This window comes from Acidovorax sp. LjRoot118 (assembly GCF_964253575.1).
Lineage (GTDB): Bacteria > Pseudomonadota > Gammaproteobacteria > Burkholderiales > Burkholderiaceae_C > Acidovorax.
The window spans coordinates 6,313,008-6,332,782 of record NZ_CAXURB020000001.1; the positions used below are offsets into that span (position 1 = coordinate 6,313,008).

Sequence of the window (19,775 nt, forward strand, 5' to 3'; positions counted from 1 at the left end):
GCTATTGCCACAGCGAGCGGGCTGCGTCGTGGAAAGCCTTCCACTGCGGGTCGCGCCGCGCGCGCTCGCGCACCACGGTGTCGAAGTAGTGGCGGACGCGCTTGGCGTCGTCGGCACTGTCCTTGAGCACCACGCCCTGCAGCTGGCCGGCGATTTCGCGCGGGGTCAGCTCGCCGTCGTTGAAGTGGCGCGCCTGCAGCGCCGCCGCATAGGCCACGTTCACCGCCTCGGCGGTGGACATCACGGCATCAAGCCCCTTGATGGCCGTGCCCTCCTGCGTCTGGCCGGCGCGCAGCTCCTGGAAGGTGGTGACCAAGAGCGAGACCACGTCGCGCGGCACGTTCACCGGCGCCTCGCTGCCGGCCAGCTCGCGCGCCAGTTGCGCCATCACCAGGTCGACCTCGAACTGGTGGTCGCGGATCGGGCGCACGGTCTCGAAGTTGAAGCGGCGCTTCAGGGCCGAGGACATCTCGTGCACGCCCCGGTCACGCAGGTTGGCCGTGGCGATGATGTTGAAGCCGCGCTGGGCAAAGAGGCGCGCGTCGTCGCCCAGCTCGGGGATCATCAGTTGCTTGTCGCTCATCAGCGAGATCAGCACGTCCTGGATCTCGGGCGGGCAGCGCGTGATTTCCTCGAAGCGCACCAGCTTGCCCGCGCGCATCGCCTGGTACAGGGGCGATGGCACCAGCGCGCGCTGGCTCGGGCCCTCGGCCAGCAGCAGGGCGTAGTTCCAGCTGTACTTGATGTGGTCTTCAGTGGTGCCGGCCGTGCCCTGCACCGTGAGGCCCGAGTCGCCGCTGATGGCCGCCGAGAGCAGCTCCGACAGCAGCGACTTGGCCGTGCCCGGCTCGCCCACCAGCATCAGGCCCTGGTGGCCCATGAGCGTGACGATGGCGCGGTCCACCAGCGGGTCGTCGCCGAAGAACTTCTGCGTCACCTGCAGCTTGGCATCGCCCAGGATGAACTGGCGCACCGCACGCGGCGAGAGCTTCCAGCCCGGCGGCCGGGCGTGGGTGTCTGCTGCGGCCAGGCGGGCCAGTTCGTCGGCCCAGCGTTGCTCGGGCGACAGGCGCACGGATTGGTTCGCGGAAGGGGGGGTGGTGCTCATGGTGTCGGTGGTGTGGACGGCGGTGAGCGCGCACAGGGAGACGGGCTGCGCGCCCTTCGCAGCTATTTTGGACCAGCTTTGCGCAGTCTCCGCAGCAAGAGTGCATCGCTCCAAATAAAACACCGGGCGCATGCTGTGCATGCCCCGGTGTACTTGTTTCTGTCCGGGTGCCCTTCGCAGGGCACCGGCCCAGGCCTTGGCTCAATCGTCGTTCGTCGCCAGGCTGATCAGGATGCGCAGCACGTACCAGAGCATCAGTGCGATCGACGCGAACAGGTGCAGCGCGGCACCGGCAGGGCGATCCGTGGGGTAGTCGTGGATGATGCGCGAGGTGTCGTACAGCACGCAGGCGCCAGCGAACAGCACCATGATGCCGGAGAACCAGATGCCGAGCTTGAAGCCGAAGATCGCGCCGGCCACGATGGTGCCCAGCGCGACCAGGCCGCCCACCTTGAGGATGCCGCCCAGGAACGAGAAGTCCGACTTGCTGGTGAAGGCCGTCCAGGTCAGCGCCGCCACCATCAGCAGCGTGATGAAGCCTGCCGCGCCGATGGCGCCGGGCGCGACGATCTGGGCGATGCCGAACAGGGGCGCGAAGATCAGGCCTTCGGCCAGCACGTAGATCCCGAGGCCCATGAGCTGGGTCTGGGGCTTCTCGGCGTTGTCGGCCAGGTAGGAGGCCAGCCAGCCCACGAGCATGAAGGCGCCCATCACGCCCAGCCAGATGAACTTGTTGCCGCTGCCCATCAGCATCTTGGCCGTGGTGGTGGAAAAGCCGCTCATCATCAGCACGGCCGACAGCACGACAAAGGCCAGGATGGCCGCGCCCAGGTGCTTGTAGGTGGAGACGATGAACTCGCGGCGCTCCATGGGGGAGCCGGACGGGTCCTCAGGGGTCAGTACATTGGTGTTCACAAGGATGTTCCTCGGTTGTGGTTGTTGCTACTTCTCACACAGGAAGCAGCCTTGTGGGCCGCTTCCTGCCTCTCTCTTCGGGTAGGGAATCAGGCGGCAGCCAGCTCGTCGGCGCGGCGCAGCTTGCGGTTGGACCATACGCCGGCGGCGCCCAGCAGCGTCAGCACGACGGCCAGCACCCAGATGCCGGCCCCGCTGAAGGACTGGGCCGTGGACGCGGCCTCGGCCTGCATGCGTGTGCGCGTGGCCTCATAGCTGATCACGGGCTTGCCGGCCATCACCACCTCGTAGACGATGTCGCTGTCGCTGCTGTCGTACAGCGCGGTGACCTTCTCGTCGATGATGCCGCCCACGACCGCCTTGGGCTCGCTGTGCGCGATGCGCAGCTTGCGCTCTTCGCCACCCGCTTCAGGCTTGACGGTGATTTCGTAGTACTGCTTGGTCGAGCGGCGCTTGCGCTTGACCGTCACCTCGCTGGCGCCGGTGACCGTGCCGGCCACCGTCTGCAGCTGCTCCCGCGCGGTGTAGGCGTGGTCGCCATCGGCCTTCCAGCTGCTCCAGATGGCCATGCCAGCCAGGCCCGGGCCTGCCAGCAGGATGAGCCATGCATAGCCCGTGATGAAAATCAGTATTTTTCGGACAAAACCCGGCATGAAAATTCCTCCCTCAATCATTCACATTCAATGAAATCCCGCACAGCTCATGGGCTGTTGTGCGGTGCAAGGGCTGGATCATCGCGGTAGTTTTCGCGCCAAGATGTCGCAAATTGTGAGAATGGAGAGACCTCACCAAAAAAACGTGAATTACGTCCGGTTTTCGTCGCTCGATTCAAACAGTTACGGCTTGAAATCTTGCGGCGGGCCCTCTTCAGGAGCCCGCTGACAGGCTACCAGGGCATCTTCTTTTCCCAGTCGGCATCGAAACCGGTGCAGGCCTGGGCGATGGCCAGGTAGTCGGCGTAGGCCTCTGCCAGCAGCACGGGCGGCACGCTGGCCAGGGGCAGGGTGTTATCGCCCCAGCTGCGTGCCTTGCTGTCCTCGAAGCTGAGCGTCTTGAGGGCGGCAGCCACGTTCTCTTCGGGCAGGGTGTTGCCGGAGAAATCGATGGCCACGCGCACGCCCACGCTCGAGAAGTCCTTGGTGTACTGGTAGAAGAAGCCGCCGTCTTCGGCCTGGGCGCGCTGGTAGCCGAGCTTGGTGAAGGCGCCGCGCAGGGTGAAGCTGTCGCTGACCCAGCCCTGGCGGTCTTTGATTTCGCTCACGGCCAGCCCCTTCTCGTCGGTGAAGGCCAGGGTGGGCGACTGGCGCGACATCTGCGGGAACAGCGGGGCTGTCTTGTAGTCCTTGAAGTGTTTCGTCCACGCGCTGGCGCTGGCCTTGTCCACCAGCGAGGCGTGGGCCAGGCGCACTTGGGCGCCGTCGGACAATTGCACCTCGTCGTCCTCGGTGTTGATCAGGCTGCCGTCCTCTGTGGGGCGAAAGCTCTGCAGCGCGGCGCCCTCGGCATCCACCTCCAGCCACACCAGCCGCTGGATCAGCCGGCCGGCCACCGGGTGGCGGTGCAGGTACTCGCGCCACTCGGCCACGGGCCAGTGGCGACCGGTGCACATGGCCTCGAACAGGCGGGCGGTCTGCAGGTCGATGACCTGCTTGAGCTCCTTCTTGCTGGTGGACAGCAGCGCCTTGGTCTCCTTGGCCTGCGCCGGGTCGTCGTTCTGGCGCGGCTCGGGCAAGGTCTTGATGGCCTTGCCCTCGGGGTTGCGCAGCTCGGGCTTCATCGCCGCGTCGAGCACCATGGTGAAGATGCGCTCGCCAAAAGGCAGCGCCAGGGTGCCGGTGTCGTCCAGGCCGGCTGTGGGTATGGTGCGGTCGGCCAGCTGGTCCTGCGTCCAGCCGTTGCGGTCGGCGATCTCCTGCACCAGGGCGCGGGCCTTGGTCTGCACCGAGGCCGTGCGGTAGCGGCGCGACAGGCCCAGCATCAGCTGGATCACCACCGGGTCGTTGCCCGGGGCCACGCCTTCGAGCATGGCCTCGATCTGCGAGCGGCGCTGGTAGTGGTCGCGCATGTACTGCTGGAGCAGGGTCACGATCTCATGGCCCGGCGCAAAGGCCGCCAGCGCCAGGATGCCCTTCTCGCCGATGGCGCTGCCCAGGTACTCGGCCATCTTCTCGCGCTTGCATTCTTCGAACACCTGGTCTTCGGACTTGGCGTAGTCGGCCTCGTAGTACTGGCGGTACTCGGGTTTGGCGTTCTGGTAGCCCTTTTGGTAGGACTGGTAGCGCTGCGGCGCATGGGCCTGGGCGTAGGCGATGCCTTCCTCGAGCGGCGGATGGCGCGTGTCCTGGGCGATGAACTGGCGCAGCACGCTGCTGCCCAGGGTTTGGCGGCTCCCGGCATCGAGCAGACCCATGTAGCGCGTGAGCAGGGCGTTGCCGCCGGGCTCCTTGAGCTTGCAGGCCAGCACCACCCACCAGCGCAGGATCTCGGGCTCCACGGCCGTGCCGTCGGCCCAGCGTGCGGCCGGCAGCGCATCCAGCGCGAACCAGGCCAGGCCCGCAGGGGGCTTGGCCTTGAGGCCCTTCTTCGCCTCGGCCAGCAGGATGGCGGGGGCCAGGCGCGGCGAGATGTCATCGCCCAGGCCTTCCAGTGCGGTCAGGAAGGCGGCACGCACCGTCTCACGGCTTTCCTTTTCGAGCGCCTTGGTGAGGGCCGGCACGGCGTCGGTGTACTTCAGCTCGGCCAGCCAGTTCGCGGCCTCGATGCGCACTTCGCTCTTGGTGTGGGTGAGCGATTCCACCACCTGGCGGCCGATGCTCGGCAGGGTGGACAAGGCCTTCTGGGCCATGGGGCGGTGCGTCTTGCCCTCGCCCAGGGCCAGTTCCATCACGCGTGGCAGCCAGCGTGCCGGGATGGTGGGGAACACCGCCAGCGTCTGCAGCGCGGGCGCCAGCGCCAGAGCGCTGGAATAGCGCTCGGTGTTGGGCGGGGGGGCGGTCAGGCCCAGGGCTTGGTCGATGAACTCGGGATGCTCCATGAAGAAGGGCCAGATGCACTCGGGCGGCAGCAGATCCGTGGCGCTGGGGGTGTTCCAGTAGTCGGACAGCGCAGTGCGTGCAACTTCAATGATCGGCAGGCTGGAGCGCTGCATTAGCTCGGCCAGGGCGCGCAGGTCCACGCTGCCCCGGGGCTGGCGGCCCAGCCACTTCTGGAAACCGTCGTCGAACCAGAAGCTGCGGCCGTAGCGCGACACGCCCAGCCAGCGGATCAGGTGCGAGGGCCCGAAGGACGGCAGTGCGAACAGGCGGTTGCCGTGCGTCACGGCCTGGGCCACCTCGGTGCTGCGCAGTTTCTCTGTCTGCTTCCTGTCGAGCTGGCCATTGAGCAGGGCCAATGCCTGGCGCATGTCGTCCTCGGTCAGCTTCGACAGGTTGGCGTAGCTCTTCTGGCGCCAGGTGTACTTGTGCTTCTGGGTCTTGTTTTCTTCGGCCTCTTCCTCGGCGGCGCGGCGCGCGCGCTCGATCACCTCGGTGCGGTTGGCCAGCAGCAGATCCAGCGCGTCCTGGCCCAGCGGGTTGTCGGCAAACGGAGCCCAGGGCGGGGGCTCGGGCAGGTCCTGCTCCTGCGCATTGCCGGCTGCGTCCAGCCGGTTCAGTGCGGCGCGGATCGCCTGCTGCACCGGCTTGCTGGCCTCGCTGGCCAGCGCGGCTTCGAGCAGGCTGCGCGTGGATTCGGCGGGCAGGCGCGCGAGCAGCTCGGCCGCCTGGGTGCGCTGGCTGGTGTCGCCGTCGCCCAGCAGTGCGGCCAGCAGACGCAGGCGTTCGGCTTCGGCGATGCCCTCGATGTGCGGCACGGCTTCGGCGCGCACGGTCTTGCTGCCATCGGCCGCCAGTGCCACCAGCAGCGGTGCGAAGGCGGCGCGCAGCCCCTTGTCCGGTCCGATGCGCGAAGCCAACTGCACTCGGCCGGACGCCGAGAGCTGCTGCAGCAGGGCCTGTGCGGCCTCGGGGCGCGCGCGCATGAAATCGGCGACGGCGGGGTTCTTCACCAGATGGTCCAGGCGGTCCTGGTAGTAGCTGTCCAGGCCCTTGCGCTCGAACACCAGCTGCAGCGCCAGCGTCTCGTTCAACCCTTCCTCGGCCAGCAACTGCGCGATGAGATCGACCGTCCAGGCCGCACGCTCCTTGGCCGGCTCGTGCTTGTTGCTGTTGCCATCCTTGAAGCTGGCATGCACCGCATCGTTGACCAGGTACTGCAGCCAGTCGGGCACGGGCGCACCAGGGTGCTCCAGCGACTTGCCGGCATCGGCTGCGGCCAGCAGCTTGCCCAGGCGCACCAGCAGGGCCAGAGGCGGCTTGTCGGCAGGCACAGCGGCGTAGAACCCGGAGCGCCCGGCCAGGCTCTTCTTGCCCGCTGCCTCCAGGGGCTTGTCGTTCCAGAGGTTGAAGCCCCAGCGCAGCCGGCCCGGCGAGCCGAGCAATTGACCGGGCTCAAGGGCATGGGGGGCCTGCAGCTCCAGCAGCACGGCTTCGTGGGTGCCTTCGCTCACGAAGGCCAGGGCCTTGTCCGCCAGGCCCGGCGCCGCCTTGTCCAGCGGCTCCATGGCCTGGCGCAGCAGGTTGTTCTGCGCGGTGCTCAGTCCATTGCCATCATTGCCCGAGCGGCCCGTCACCGCCCCCACGATCTTGTCCAGCAATCCCATGCGCGATCCCCTGTGGTCTGAATAGAGCCTCGCATTTTGTCAGCGCGTCATGGCGCTGCCGTGGCGCCAGGCCGCGCCAGCGTGCAATTTGCCCGCTTTCAAGGTAATGGCTTGTAACACCACGCCGGTGCGCGACTACGCAGCGATGGAGGGCAGGCCGTCGAGCTCCACCGTGCGCTGGCACAGCTGCTGCAGGCGCAGCATGCCGGCCGGCTGCGGTGTGGCCAAGTGGTGTTGCAGGGCCGATGCCACGGTGTGCAGCCCCACCGAGGCGATGCCGGGTAACGCAGCGCCCAGGCGCTCCGATTGCGTTTCGGTGAGCGGCATGCGTCCGGTGGCGGCCTGGGTCTCCAGCACGTCGAGCACCGGGCCCAGCAGGCGCTGGGCGCGCGTGGGCTGGGTGGCCGCTGGCGTGGCCTGGTCCTTGCGCCATTGCACCAGGCGCAGGATGCGCTGGGCCAGCGGCGTGGGCCGCGCCGCCTCGGTCGCATAGTCCAGCGAGATGGCATGCACCTGGCCTTTGGCGTCACTGCTCAGCAGCGACAGCGGCACCAGCAAGGTGGTGGCAGAGGTGCGCTCCACCCGCACCAGCACGGCGTGTACCGGGGCGCCACGTGCGGCCAGCCGGTCGAGGTTGTCCACGCGCTGCATGCTGGCGTCGCCCACGGGCACGGTCAGGTGCAGCCACAGGCCATCGGCATCCTGCACGGGCCACAGCAACTGCTGGTGCGCCTCATCGAGGATGGGGGTGCGCGTGGCGGCAGGGCGCAGCAGCACCAGTTCGGCGCCATCGCCCGAGAGACCCGTGGCCGCGCTCAGCTGCGCCGTGAGTTCGGCCCAGCGGCCACAGCCCAGCGTGGCCAGGCGCGCATCGCCCGCGTGCCAGGGTGCCAGCGCCTGCGCCCGGGCCGTACCGGCCAAAGCCAGCCGGTCGTCGTCGGCCAGCCGGGGGGATTCAAGCTGCAGCGGGGCCTGGCACAGGGACTGTGCGGCGCCCACACCGGGCCACACGGCATGGATGGCCCAGGCGCTGTGGCGCGTGAAGCCCGTGTCGCTGCCATCGGGGCGCGCCAGCACGGCCTGCAGCAGCCGCTGGCCCTCCAGGTCCCAGAAGGCCAGGGTCAGGCCGCGCGCACCGCCCAGGGTCTGCCACCAGTGGGCGCCCAGGGGCTGCAGTTCAAGGGCCGTGGTCTCGTCGAAGGCGCGGCGCACCCGGCCGCGCAGGGCGGCGGTGCGCTCTGCGGCCTCCTGGCCTTCAGCGGGGGCACGCAGGGCATCGCACAGCGCCTGGATGCTGGACATCAGCGACAGCGCATCGCGCTCCTGCATGCGGTGGTCGCGCCGCACCAGGCCATCCACCATGCCGCCCAGGTTGCGCAGCAGGGCGGCCAGGCGCGGCAGGCCTTCGCCGCGCGCCGACATGTTCAAGGCCAGCAGCCGCGCCGAGGCCTGCTCGCTCACGTGCGACAGGCCGCCGGTGAGCAGCTCGTGCAGCATGGCCTCCACCTGGGCGAGGAAGGCGCGCTCGCGTTCACCCAGCGCGGCGGTGGGCTGCTCTGCCGCTGCGGCAGGGGCCATTCCCTCGGGCAAGGGCAGCGGCTCGCCCAGCGCCTGGCGCAGGGCCGCCAGCGCGATCAGGTGCACGGCCTTGCGCTCGCGCACGGGCACTTCGGACACCATGCCCTCATAGCCCGCACCCGCCACATAGCGGCAGGTGGCGGCGAGATCGGGCAGGTCGATCACCAAGGTGCCGCCCTGCACGCGCCACTCGATGCCGCAGGGCAGCGCCTGCACCGCGCGGCGCACGGCGGCCACGCCGGCTTGCTTGAACAGCGCGGGCGCTTGCAGGGCACGGACCTCGGCCAGTGGGTCGGCGTTGGGGCCGGCCGCAGGCGGCGACGTTGCGTCCGCCTCGGATTCTGGCGACGCAGTGGCGTCACCGGTGGCCGCGCCAGGCTCCATGGCCCGCAGCCACAGCGCTGCGCCCAGGATGTGCTTGCAGATGCCCGGCGCCGGGCATTCGCACTGCGCCTTTTGCGGACCCCGCGCATCGAGCTGCACGCGCTGGCCATCGGCCTCGACCACGCCGCCATCGGCGCCCTGCTCTGCCCATTGCACCTTGCCGGCCTCCACGTCCTTGGCCGCGCGGCGCAGCAGGCCCGCATTGGCCAGGGCCGCCAGGGTGTCGTCGTCGTAGGCGCGGTAGCCCTCGAACCAGGCGGGCATCGTCACTCCATCACTTCCGCAAGCCACTGGGCGAAGTGGGTCGGCGTCAGGGCCGCCACGTGCATGCCCTTGTTGGCCAGGCGCTGGGCCATCTGGCGGTCGTAGACCGGGTTGGCGTTCTCGTCGAGCGCGGCCAGGCCGAGCAGCTTCACGCGCGCCTCGGCCATGCGCGCCACGGCGGCCAGCAGCGGCCCGGGCGCGGCGCCCTCCTCGAAGTCGCTGATCAGCGCGAACACCGTGCGCTGCGGGTTGCCGACCAGCGACTCGCAGTAGTGCACGGCGCGCCCGATGTCGGTGCCGCCACCGAGCTGCACCGTGAGCAGCACCTCCACCGGGTCGTGCGCCAGGTGCGTGAGGTCGACCACGGCGGTGTCGAACACCACCAGTTTCACGCGCACGGCGGGCAGCGAACTCATGATGCCCGCGATCACGGCGCTGTAGATCACCGAGTCCATCATCGAGCCGCTCTGGTCCACGCACAGCACCACGTCCCAGGGCAGGTTGCGCTTGACGCGGGCGTTGAACAGCGGGCGCTCGATGACCAACTGGCGCCGCTCGGCGCTGTAGTTCTTGAGGTTGGCCGCAATGGTGGCGCGCGCGTCGAAGTTCTGCGCGTTCTTGACGAGCGAGCGCCGCTGGCGGTTGCGCCGGCCCACCAGGGCGTTGACGAAGTCGTTCTTCAAGCGCCGGGTGATCTCGTCCACCGTCTTCTGGATCACCTCGCGCACGGCATCGCGCATGCCGCCCGACAGGCGCCCGCGCATGCCCAGCAGCGCCTTGGCCAGGCCCGGCGTGGGGTCCATGGAGCGCAGCACCGCCGGGTCCTTGAGCAGGTCGGTGAGCTGGTAGCGGTCGATGGCCTGGGTCTGCATGCGCTCGAAGACTTCCTGCGGAAACAGTTCGCGCGAGCGGTTGAGCCAGTCGATGGCGCGCAGCTGGCTCGGGTCGAGCGAGCCGGCTGCGCCGCCCGCAGGGCGCGCCAGGCCCCGGCCGTCGTAGTCGCGGCCGTAGAGGTATTCGAGGGCCTGGTCGAGTTTCCAGTCGCCTGCATCGAACTGCGCATGCGACAGCGGCTGCGCGGCGTAGCGGCCCAGGATCAGGCGCCAGCGGCGCAGGGCCTCGTCGGGGCGGTCGCCAGAATCAAGGCTTTCCATGGGTGCCTGTGCGGCCGCAAAAAAGGCCCGCGACACGGGCGGGCCTGGATGGGTTGGGCGAATGCAGGGGTGCGGCGCGCAGGGGCTGCACCAGCCCGGCAATCATGCGCAACACGCCCATTCGGTGCTCAGAACGGGATGTCGTCGTCCATGTCGTCGAAGCCCGAGGCTGCGCGAGGTGCGGGCGCAGGGGCCGGGCGCGCGGCGGGCGCGGCGGGGCGCTGCTGTGCCGGAGGGGCGGGGCGGCGCTGTTGCTGGGGCGGGGCCTGGTCGTAGCCGCCACCGCCCTGGTCGCCGCCGTAGCCGCCACCATCGTCATAACCGCCGCCCTGCTGGCCGCCACCGCCCTGGCCGCCGCCCATGCCCTGGCGGCTGCCCAGCATCTGCATCTGATCGGCACGGATTTCGGTGCTGTACTTCTCGACGCCCGCCTGGTCGGTCCACTTGCGCGTGCGCAGGCTGCCTTCCACATAGACCTGCGAGCCTTTGCGCAGGTACTGGCCCGCGATCTCGGCCAGGCGGCCGTTGAAGACCACGCGGTGCCACTCGGTGGCTTCCTTCATTTCGCCGCTTTGCTTGTCTTTCCACTTGTCGGTGGTGGCAATCGTCACGTTGGCCACCTGGTCGCCACTGGGGAAGGTGCGCATTTCAGGGTCGCGGCCGAGGTTGCCGACGATGATGACTTTGTTCACGGATGCCATGGTGCTGCTCTACCTACTTGATGTTGGGGGGCGCTGGTGTGCTCTCCGGTCCGTGGAGAGTCTGCGCGCCGAACGCGCCATTGTGCCGCAAGCCGGGGTGGCCGGGGCGGGCGGGAATCTGTTACAGAAACGCTCAGTGCCCCTGGCCCCGCCCCGTGGGGCGCAGAGGCCATGTCAGCACCAGCCACAGGGCGGTGAGCACGGCCGTGGTGGCAAAGAGGCCCGGTGCGCCCGCCCATTTGACCAGGGCGCCACCCAGGGCACCCCCGGCAAACAGCCCCAGGGACTGGAGGGTGTTGTAGCTGCCCAGGGCCGCGCCGCGCAGGGCGGCGGGGGCCATGCGCGAGACCAGGCTGGGCTGGCTGGCCTCCAGCGCGTTGAAGCCGCAGAAGAACACGAACAGCAGCGGCCCCAGCACCCACAGCGTGGGCGTGGCGCCGCTGGCCGCCAGGCCGCCAAGGCCCAGCTGCACCACCAGCACCAGGGCGATGGAGCCCAGCAGGGCGGCGCGCAGGTGCCCGGCGCGCTCCAGCGCGAACAGACCCCCCATGGCGGCGAACGACAGCACCACGGCCGGCAGGTAGGCCTGCCAGTGGTGGTCCTTGGGCAGGCCGGCCTGCACCAGCATGGCGGGCACGGCCACCCACATGGACAGCTGCACCGTGTGCAGCACGAAGACGCCCAGGTTCAGGCGCAGCAGGTCGGGGTGGGCCCAGACGTCGGCCAGGCGGCCCCGGGGGGCATTTTTGTGCTCCGTGGGTTCGGGGGGAACCAGCCACAGCACCACGGCCACGCCGGCCAGTGCCAGCGCGCAGGTCAGGCCGAACAGGCCCGACAGGCCGATGTGGGCCGTGAGCAGCGGCGCGGCCACCAGGGCCACGGCGAACATCAGGCCGATGCTGCCACCCACCAGGGCCATGGCCTTGGTGCGCACCGCATCGCGGGTCTGGTCGGCCAGCAAGGCCGTGACGGCGGCCGACACGGCGCCCGCGCCCTGCAGCGCCCGGCCCAGCAGCAGCCCGGTGAGCGAATCGGCCAGCGCCGCCAGCAGGCTGCCGCCGGCAAACACCAAGAGGCCGAGCACGATCACGCGCTTGCGCCCGAAACGGTCCGAAGCCATGCCCAGCGGCAGTTGCAGCAGCGCCTGGGTGAGCCCGTAGATGCCCATGGCCAGGCCCACCAGGGCCGGGTCATCGCCCCCGGGGTACTTGCGCGCCTCCAGCGCGAACACCGGCAGCACCAGGAACAGGCCGAGCATGCGCAGCGCGAAGATCAGCGCCAGGCTGACGCTGGCGCGGCGCTCCAGCGGCGTCATGGCGTGCGCGGCCGTCGGCGGCAGGGGGGCAGAGGGGGAAGGGGCGGCACTCGGGGCCGGGGAAGGCATGAACAAGGAAAGGGGCTCGGTGGACGGCTGGCGCAAACCCCGATTCTCGCCCATCCCTCTGTCCATTGACTTTGATCAAGAACAAACGGCCATCCGCTTGCGCTCAATAGACGTCGCGCCGGTAGCGTCCGTCCGCGATCAGCGCGTCGAGCGCATCGACGCCCGGCACCTCGGCCAGCACCGCATCCACGCCCGAGCCCATGCCCTGGGCACTGCCGCAGACATAGAGGATGGCGCCCTGGGCCACCCATGCGCGCAACTCGTCGGCGGCGGAGCGCAGGCGGTCCTGCACGTAGCGGTGCTCGCCGCCATCGCGCGAGAACACGCGGTCCAGCCGCGCCAGGAAGCCAGCGGCCTGCCAACCCTCGATCTCGGCGGCGCACAGGGTGTCGTGCGCGCTGTGGCGCTCGCCGAAGAGCAGCCAGTTGCGCCGGTGCCCACCTGCCACCCGTGCGCGCAGGTGCGAGCGCAGGCCTGCCAGGCCCGAACCGTTGCCGATGAACAGGCAGGGCACGTCGCCCGGTGCCGCGTCGAAGCGCGGGTTGGCCACCAGACGCAGGGGTACCAGCGTGCCCAGCGGAGCGTGGGCCGTGAGCCAGCCCGAGGCCAGTCCCAGTCCGCCCGCATGCCGTTCCTGGCGCACCAGCAACTGCAGCGCGCCGTCCTGCGGCAGCGAGGCCACTGAATAGGTGCGCGGCGCCAGCGCCACCAGGGTGTCGGCGCAGGCCTGGGCGTCGGCAAAGTGCAGTGGCGGCACGGGCAGCACGCTTTGCGCCAGGGCGTCTGCCAGGGCGCAGGGCTGGCCGGCCAGGTGCACAGTCTGCGCGCCCGCCAGGCCGGCCGCCTTCAGCCAGGCATCCACTGATTCGGCGGAGTGCCGGGCTTGTACCTCGACCAGGGCGCCGGGGTGCCAGGTCGCAGGGGTATCACAGGTCAATGCCAGCTCGAACAGCGGCCCGCCCTGGCTACCGGGGTTCAGGCGTTCGCGGCCCGCCAGGCACCAGGGGGTGTAGGGCAGTTCGGGGCCGGTGTCGGCCAGTGTGCCGTCCAGCGCCAGGTGCTCGGCCCCCTCCAGCGTGGCCAGGGTCTGCATCCAGCGGGCCAGGGCGGCTGGGTCGCCGCTGTCCACCTCGATCAGTGGAAACAGGGGCTCGGCACTGCCTTTGCGCAGGGCTTCGTCGAGTGCATGGCCGTAGCCACAGAAGCGTGCGTAGTTGCGGTCGCCCAGCGCCAGCAGGCCGTAGCGCATGCCGGCCAGGGCCCCCGTGCCCTGCTGCGCCAGCAGGCGCGTGAAGCGCCGGGCGCTGTCGGGCGGCTCGCCCTCGCCAAAGCTGCTGGCCACCAGCAGCACGCGGCGGTGCGCGCGCAGCGCCTCGGGGGTGAGCTGCGCCACTGACTGCACGGCCACGCGCAGCCCGGCGCGCTGCAGGGCCGTGGCGCTTTGCAGGGCGATGCGCTCGGCCTGGCCGGCCTGGCTGGCGTAGGCCACCAGCAGGGTGTCCGCAGTGCTGCCGGCCACCGTGGCGGGCACACCCTGGCCGTGCGCGGCGCGCGCAGCGTCTGTGGCACGGCGCTGGCGCCTGCGCTCCAGGTACAGCATCCAGCCGGTGATGGCGAACAGTGGCAGGCCCAGGCTGGCCAGCAGCATGGCCACCCGCCCCGGCAGTCCGAAATAGGTGCCCATGTGTACCGGGTAGATGGTGCTCAGCGCGCGTGCGCCCATGCTGCGGTCGGCATAGCGGTCCTCGGCGCTGACCTTGCCGGTCAGCGGCTCGATGGACAGGCGGCTGCGCGCGCGCTCGTGCGGGGCATTGGCCGCGAGCCAGGTGACCTGCACCGGCTGCCCGGTCTTGGCGGGCATGCGCAGGCTGGCCTCGGCCCAGTCGCCGGCCTGTTGCTGGAACACGGCCCAGGTGCGGGCCAGGTCCGGCGGCGCGGGCTCGGGGGCCTTGGGTTCCGCAGTGGCCGATGCGGGCGGGCGGGCAGAGGCGGCCACCCGCGGGGGGCGCTTCTGGCCGGCCCAGCCGTCCACCGTGTCGCGCACCGCGTCGAAGCACCAGTAGATGCCCGTGGCCGTGAGCGCCACGTACATCACCAGCGCCCAGGTGCCGATGACCGAGTGCAGCCCCCACAGAAAGGAGCGGCCCTTGAGCGCGGTGTCGAAGGTCAGCCAGGTGCGCCAGCGCAGCGGGTTGCGCGGCCAGCGCAGGTACAGGCCCGAGAGCGACAGGCCCAGCAGGCAGATCGCCAGCACGCCGGCCACCACGCGGCCGGGCTCGCGCGGCAGCAGCAGCCAGCGGTGCAGCGACTCGATCCACTCGAAGAAGCCATGCCCCTGCAGCTCGCCCAGCACGGCACCGCTGTAGGGGTGCACGTAGACCACGTCGCCGCGCCGCTCGCCGGGGCGCGGTACGAAGGTCACGCGTGCCGAGCCGCCCGGCTCGGCCTGCACGGCCACGCTGCTGATGCGCTCGCTGCGGCCGGCACGCTGCACCGCGTCGACCGTCTGCTGCGGGGTGAGCATGGGCCCCGCCAAGGGGGCCACCTGCCGCACCCCGGGGTTGATCAGGTCCAGGATCTCTTCGTGGAAGGCCAGCAGCGCCCCGGTGAGCCCGATGACCACCAGCACCGTGCCGGCGGTGATGCCGATGAACCAGTGCACCTGGAACCAGGCCTGGCGCAGCGTGGGCAGGGCCGGCAGGTGCCAGCGGCGGCTGCGGGTCGGCGCATCGGGACTGGACACGGGCACGGCGCTGTCGGGCGTGGTGGATGCGGCGGAAAGTGTGCGTTCGCTGGCCATGTTGCTCGGCAGGGGAGAGCGATCCACCGCCGGGGCATGGGGCGTGCCCCGGCGACAAAGCGATTAAATGAGAATGATTGTTATTTTAATGCTATCTGCATGCCCGTAGCGCCAGGTCGGCCTTGGCCGTCATTTCCGGTTGCATCGGCAACGGCCTGTGCTTTGGCAGCAGCGTGGCGGCTGCGCGGGGCATGCCGGTGGCCTATCATGGTGGGTTGTCCTGCATTGAGCCCGCCCCCGTGAAAAACGACCCTGTTGCCGCCGACGACGACCGATCTTCCGACGGCGCCTACCTGGCCCGCGTGCTGCGGGAGCAGCGCATCAGCATCCGCGGGGCGCGCACGCACAACCTCAAGAACATCGACCTCGACATCCCGCGCAACCAGCTGGTGGTGATCACCGGGCTGTCGGGCTCGGGCAAATCGAGCCTGGCCTTCGACACGCTGTATGCCGAGGGCCAGCGTCGCTATGTGGAAAGCCTGTCGGCTTATGCGCGCCAGTTCCTGGGCCGGCTGGACAAGCCCGATGTCGACCTGATCGAGGGGCTGTCGCCCGCCATCAGCATCGAGCAGAAAGCCACCAGCCACAACCCGCGCTCCACCGTGGGCACGGTGACCGAGATCCACGACTACCTGCGCCTGCTCTACGCGCGCGCCGGCACGCCGTTCTGCCCCGACCACGGCCTGCCGCTGGCCGCCCAGACCGTGAGCCAGATGGTGGACGCCGTACTGGCCCTGCCCGAGGACACGCGCCTGATGCTGCTGGCCCCCGTGGCCCGCGAGAAGAAGGGCGAGTTCACCGAGGTCTTCGCGCAGATGCAGGCGCTGGGATACATCCGCTTCCGGGTGGACGGCACGATCTACGAATACGAGAACCTGCCAGCCCTCAAGAAGACCGAGAAGCACAGCATCGACGTGGTGATCGACCGCCTCAAGGTGCGCCCCGAGATGCAGCAGCGGCTGGCCGAGAGCATCGAGGCCGTGCTGCGCGTGGGCGGCAACGAGGGCAATGGCCGCGTGCTGGTGCTGGAGATGGATTCGGGCCAGGAGCACCTGTTCAGCTCCAAGTTCTCGTGCCCGGTGTGCAGCTACTCGCTGGCCGAACTGGAGCCGCGCCTGTTCTCTTTCAACTCGCCCATGGGCGCCTGCCCGGCCTGCGACGGCATCGGCCAGCGCGAGGTGTTCGACCCGCTGCGCGTGGTGGCATTTCCCACGCTGAGCCTGGCCAGCGGTGCCATCAAGGGCTGGGACCGGCGCAATGGCTACTACTTCGCCATGCTTGAGAGCCTGGGCCGGCACTACGGCTTCGATGTCGAGGCACCCTTCGAGTCGCTGCCCGCCAACGTGCAGAACGCGGTATTGCACGGCTCGGGCGAGGAGGAGATCGCCTTCAGCTACATCATGGACAGCGGCCCCTCCAAGGGCAAGGTGCTGAGCCGCAAGCACACCTTCGAAGGCATCCTGCCCAACATGGCGCGGCGTTACCGCGAAACCGATTCGGTGGTGGTGCGCGAGGACCTGGCGCGCTACCGCAGCACCCAGCCCTGCCCCGAATGCCATGGCACGCGCCTGCGCCGCGAAGCGCGCCACGTGAAGGTGGGCGAGGGCGAGCAGGCCCGCGCCATCTTCGAGGTGAGCCATGCCACGCTCAACGACGCGCACGGCTGGTTCCGCTCCCTGTCGCTCTCGGGGTCCAAGGCCGAGATCGCCGACAAGGTGGTGCGCGAGATCACCACGCGGCTGCAGTTCCTCAACGATGTGGGCCTGAACTACCTGAGTCTGGACCGCAGCGCCGAGACGCTGTCGGGCGGCGAGGCGCAGCGCATCCGCCTGGCCAGCCAGATCGGCTCGGGCCTCACGGGCGTGATGTACGTGCTCGACGAGCCCAGCATCGGCCTGCACCAGCGCGACAACGACCGCCTCATCGCCACCTTGCAGCACCTGCGCGACATCGGCAATAGCGTGATCGTGGTCGAACACGACGAGGACATGATGCGCGCCGCCGACCACGTGATCGACATGGGGCCGGGCGCGGGCGTGCATGGCGGCCGCGTGATGGCCCAGGGCAGCTACGACACGGTGCGCAACCACCCCGAATCACTGACCGGCAAGTACCTGTCGGGCACCTTGTCCATCGCCGTGCCCCGGCGCCGCACGCCCTGGCTGCCGGTGGTGGAGGCGGTCGCGCCGGCCCCTGCGCCGGCCAAAGGCAAGTCGCGCTTTCCCGAAACCGAGGCCAGCAAGCGCCGCGCCGAGCGCATGGCCGCCCACCATGCACGCCAGGGCGCCGTGCAGGCCCTGCGCGTGGCCGGCGCCACGGGCAACAACCTCCAAAACGTGACGGTGGACTTCCCCGTGGGCCTGCTGACCTGCGTGACCGGCGTCTCGGGATCGGGCAAGAGCACGCTGGTCAACGACACGCTGTACGCCGCCGTGGCGCGCCAGATCTACCGCGCCCACGAAGAGCCGGCCGCGCACGACGAGATCGTGGGCATCGAGTACTTCGACAAGGTGATCAACGTCGACCAGTCGCCCATCGGCCGCACGCCGCGCAGCAACCCGGCCACCTACACGGGCCTGTTCACGCCCATCCGCGAACTGATGGCCGAGGTGAATACCGCCAAGGAACGTGGCTACGGGCCCGGGCGCTTTTCCTTCAACGTCGCCGGCGGCCGCTGCGAGGCCTGCCAGGGCGACGGCGTGGTCAAGGTGGAGATGCACTTTTTGCCCGACGTCTATGTGCCCTGCGACGTCTGCCACGGCCAGCGCTACAACCGCGAGACGCTGGAGGTGCTCTGGAAGGGCCGCAACATCGCACAGATTCTGGAGCTCACGGTGGAGGACGCCTTCGCCTTCTTCAAGGACGTGCCGGCCCTGGCGCGCAAGCTGCAGACCCTGCTCGACGTGGGCCTGTCCTATATCCGCCTGGGCCAGGCGGCCACCACGCTCTCGGGCGGCGAGGCGCAGCGCGTGAAGCTGGCGCAGGAGCTCTCCAAGCGCGACACCGGCCGCACGCTCTATATCCTGGACGAGCCGACCACCGGCCTGCACTTCGCCGACATCGACCTCTTGCTCAAGGTGCTGCACCAGCTGCGCGACGCGGGCAACACCATCGTCATCATCGAGCACAACCTGGACGTCATCAAGACGGCCGACTGGCTCATCGACATGGGCCCTGAAGGCGGTGCCGGCGGCGGCATGGTGGTGGGCGTAGGAACGCCCGAGGACCTGGCGGCCAACCCGGCCAGCCACACGGGCAAGTACCTGGCGCGCTACCTCGCCTGAAGCTCAGCGCAGGCGCTGCGCGACGACCGGATCTAGCGATCCCATGAAGGCTTCGACAGCCTGCGTGTAGCCGCTCTCCAGGCCCAGGTTGGCGTTGATCTCGCCGTGCGTGAGGTCCTGCGGCAGCACCTCGGCGCGGCCGCCCAGGGCCTGCACATGGGCGGCCATGCCCTGCGCCTGCAGGCAGGGGCGGTCTGGGCGGCTGGTGGAGCACACGAACTGGTAAGGCGGTTGAGCCCCGGTCACGGCCTGGTAGGGCGAGATCGCCAGCCAGAAGGCCGGATCGCTGCCCAGCACCTCGTCGTACAGCGGATAGTGCGGCAGCGACATCACGACCGGGGCGTTGAGCAGCGCACTGTCGAGCGACACCGTGCCCAGCCAGGGCGTGACGCCCAACTGCTGCAAGAGCGGCGCATGCGCGTTGACGAACGACACCAGGTGCGCCCCGGCCGAGTGGCCCATGAGGATGAACTTTGCGGGGTCGGCGCCCCACTGCGCGGCCTGCTTCTGGGCGGTGTCGAGCGCCACTGCCACGTCGATGGCCTCCTGCAGCACGTCGACGGCCGGGTGCAGCCGGTAGTTGACCGAGATGAAGACGAAGCCGCGCGGCACCCAGCGCGCCGCCTTCTCCTGCACCACGCGGGACATGGCCTTGTCGCCCGTGCGCCAGCCGCCGCCGTGCACCATGAAGATGACCGGTGCGGGGCCGTCCACGCTGCTGCGCGGGGTGCTGGGCAGGTACACGTCCATGCGCTGCAGCGGGTCGGGGCCATAGGGTACGTCGGCGATGCGCTGCACGCCGGCCGGCAGCGCGGTCACGGTGCCGCCGCCCGCATCGTCGAAGAAGCTACCGGGATCCATCGGTTGCGCATGGGCCGGAGCCACGGCAGCGAGCGAGGCCAATGCCAGCCCCAGGGGCAATGCGGCCCGGCGGGCCCAGGTGCGAAGGCGGAAAGCGGGGGGGGTGGTCATGCTGGTGTTCTCCTGCAATGGTAGTGAAATGGACGGAAACGGGGGGTGGGGCTGGCTAGAGGGGCTACTGCGGCGTGCCCTTGCGGCTGGCCAGGCGCGCGGCGATGGCGGCGGTGATTTCGGCCTCGCTCACGAAGCCCTTGCGCTGGGTGTCGATCTGGTCGAACGCGTTGTAGACGCGCGGCATGCCGGCCTGGGCCTCGGCACGGGTGAGCTGGCCGTTGCCGTCCTTGTCGGCGGCCATGAAGCGCTGGTGCAATTGTTCGCGCGCCTCTCGCATCTGCTGGGTGCGTTGGCCGGGCGGCGCGGCCTGGGCGCTGGCACCAGCCACCAGGCCCGCGGCGAGCAGGCAGGCCACGGCCAGCGTGCGGGTGGAGGAAGAAATCATGGGTCGGCTCCTGGGGCAATGGGTTGTGGATGCCCCGACTCTGGCGCCCAGGTGTGAGCCATTTGTGGCGTGGATGGGCCGATGTATGACAAAGCATGACGAAGTGGCCTGCGGCAGGGCCTTGCGCCCTACCATTGCCCCATC

General features: G+C 69.7%; 12 protein-coding genes. 1 reads left to right on the top strand and 11 read right to left on the bottom strand.

Annotation, left to right across the window (positions count from 1 at the left end; all coding sequences use genetic code 11):
* Position 1: 1 nt before the first annotated feature.
* The 9 genes from ACSQ9E_RS29695 to ACSQ9E_RS29735 all read right to left on the bottom strand — a co-directional run bounded on the left by ACSQ9E_RS29695 (position 2) and on the right by ACSQ9E_RS29735 (position 14,987).
* Positions 2 to 1,108, bottom strand: coding sequence for an AAA family ATPase (locus ACSQ9E_RS29695; RefSeq protein ID WP_436219925.1), 1,107 nt, complete (start codon positions 1,106 to 1,108; stop codon positions 2 to 4).
* 201 nt (positions 1,109 to 1,309) lie between these two features.
* Positions 1,310 to 2,023 carry a Bax inhibitor-1/YccA family protein gene (locus ACSQ9E_RS29700; RefSeq protein ID WP_436219926.1) on the bottom strand — a complete coding sequence of 238 codons (714 nt, stop codon included), beginning with the start codon at positions 2,021 to 2,023 and terminating at the stop codon, positions 1,310 to 1,312.
* A gap of 89 nt (positions 2,024 to 2,112) precedes the next feature.
* Positions 2,113 to 2,676: a hypothetical protein gene (locus ACSQ9E_RS29705; protein ID WP_057266980.1), complete on the bottom strand. Its 564-nt coding sequence runs from the start codon at positions 2,674 to 2,676 to the stop codon at positions 2,113 to 2,115.
* A 233-nt stretch (positions 2,677 to 2,909) separates the two neighbouring features.
* Positions 2,910 to 6,722, bottom strand: coding sequence for a DUF4132 domain-containing protein (locus ACSQ9E_RS29710; RefSeq protein ID WP_436219927.1), 3,813 nt, complete (start codon positions 6,720 to 6,722; stop codon positions 2,910 to 2,912).
* A 135-nt stretch (positions 6,723 to 6,857) separates the two neighbouring features.
* Positions 6,858 to 8,948, bottom strand: coding sequence for an SWIM zinc finger family protein (locus ACSQ9E_RS29715; protein ID WP_436219928.1), 2,091 nt, complete (start codon positions 8,946 to 8,948; stop codon positions 6,858 to 6,860).
* Between the two features lie 2 nt (positions 8,949 to 8,950).
* Positions 8,951 to 10,102 (bottom strand): VWA domain-containing protein, encoded by a 1,152-nt coding sequence (locus ACSQ9E_RS29720; protein WP_436219929.1) that lies wholly within the window; start codon positions 10,100 to 10,102, stop codon positions 8,951 to 8,953.
* Between the two features lie 128 nt (positions 10,103 to 10,230).
* Positions 10,231 to 10,803, bottom strand: a complete 573-nt coding sequence (ssb, locus tag ACSQ9E_RS29725; protein ID WP_057200573.1) for a single-stranded DNA-binding protein — start codon at positions 10,801 to 10,803, stop codon at positions 10,231 to 10,233.
* A 133-nt stretch (positions 10,804 to 10,936) separates the two neighbouring features.
* Complete coding sequence (locus ACSQ9E_RS29730; RefSeq protein ID WP_057200574.1) at positions 10,937 to 12,118, bottom strand: MFS transporter; 1,182 nt, start codon at positions 12,116 to 12,118, stop codon at positions 10,937 to 10,939.
* A 172-nt stretch (positions 12,119 to 12,290) separates the two neighbouring features.
* Complete coding sequence (locus tag ACSQ9E_RS29735) at positions 12,291 to 14,987, bottom strand: PepSY domain-containing protein (RefSeq protein ID WP_436219930.1); 2,697 nt, start codon at positions 14,985 to 14,987, stop codon at positions 12,291 to 12,293.
* A gap of 191 nt (positions 14,988 to 15,178) precedes the next feature.
* Between ACSQ9E_RS29735 and uvrA the strand changes: the two genes are divergently transcribed.
* The gene (gene uvrA / locus ACSQ9E_RS29740) at positions 15,179 to 18,271 is read left to right on the top strand and encodes an excinuclease ABC subunit UvrA (protein WP_436219931.1); all 3,093 of its coding nucleotides are present in this window, start codon (positions 15,179 to 15,181) and stop codon (positions 18,269 to 18,271) included.
* A gap of 3 nt (positions 18,272 to 18,274) precedes the next feature.
* Here uvrA and ACSQ9E_RS29745 read toward each other — a convergent pair whose 3' ends face one another.
* A complete protein-coding gene (locus tag ACSQ9E_RS29745) occupies positions 18,275 to 19,243 on the bottom strand; it encodes an alpha/beta hydrolase (protein ID WP_057200575.1) in 969 nt (322 codons plus the stop codon).
* 64 nt (positions 19,244 to 19,307) lie between these two features.
* Positions 19,308 to 19,631, bottom strand: a complete 324-nt coding sequence (locus ACSQ9E_RS29750; RefSeq protein ID WP_057200576.1) for a hypothetical protein — start codon at positions 19,629 to 19,631, stop codon at positions 19,308 to 19,310.
* Between the last annotated feature and the right edge of the window lie 144 nt (positions 19,632 to 19,775).

Bases quoted from the DNA above. Each gene is read 5' to 3' on its own strand.
- ACSQ9E_RS29715 (WP_436219928.1), bottom strand. From the start codon at position 8,948: ATGCCCGCCTGGTTCGAGGGCTACCGCGCCTACGACGACGACACCCTG.
- ssb (WP_057200573.1), bottom strand. From the start codon at position 10,803: ATGGCATCCGTGAACAAAGTCATCATCGTCGGCAACCTCGGCCGCGAC.
- ACSQ9E_RS29750 (WP_057200576.1), bottom strand. From the start codon at position 19,631: ATGATTTCTTCCTCCACCCGCACGCTGGCCGTGGCCTGCCTGCTCGCC.
- ACSQ9E_RS29705 (WP_057266980.1), bottom strand. From the start codon at position 2,676: ATGCCGGGTTTTGTCCGAAAAATACTGATTTTCATCACGGGCTATGCA.
- ACSQ9E_RS29730 (WP_057200574.1), bottom strand. From the start codon at position 12,118: ATGACGCCGCTGGAGCGCCGCGCCAGCGTCAGCCTGGCGCTGATCTTC.
- ACSQ9E_RS29745 (WP_057200575.1), bottom strand. From the start codon at position 19,243: ATGACCACCCCCCCCGCTTTCCGCCTTCGCACCTGGGCCCGCCGGGCC.
- ACSQ9E_RS29695 (WP_436219925.1), bottom strand. From the start codon at position 1,108: ATGAGCACCACCCCCCCTTCCGCGAACCAATCCGTGCGCCTGTCGCCC.
- ACSQ9E_RS29735 (WP_436219930.1), bottom strand. From the start codon at position 14,987: ATGGCCAGCGAACGCACACTTTCCGCCGCATCCACCACGCCCGACAGC.
- ACSQ9E_RS29710 (WP_436219927.1), bottom strand. From the start codon at position 6,722: ATGGGATTGCTGGACAAGATCGTGGGGGCGGTGACGGGCCGCTCGGGC.
- ACSQ9E_RS29720 (WP_436219929.1), bottom strand. From the start codon at position 10,102: ATGGAAAGCCTTGATTCTGGCGACCGCCCCGACGAGGCCCTGCGCCGC.
- uvrA (WP_436219931.1), top strand. From the start codon at position 15,179: ATGCCGGTGGCCTATCATGGTGGGTTGTCCTGCATTGAGCCCGCCCCC.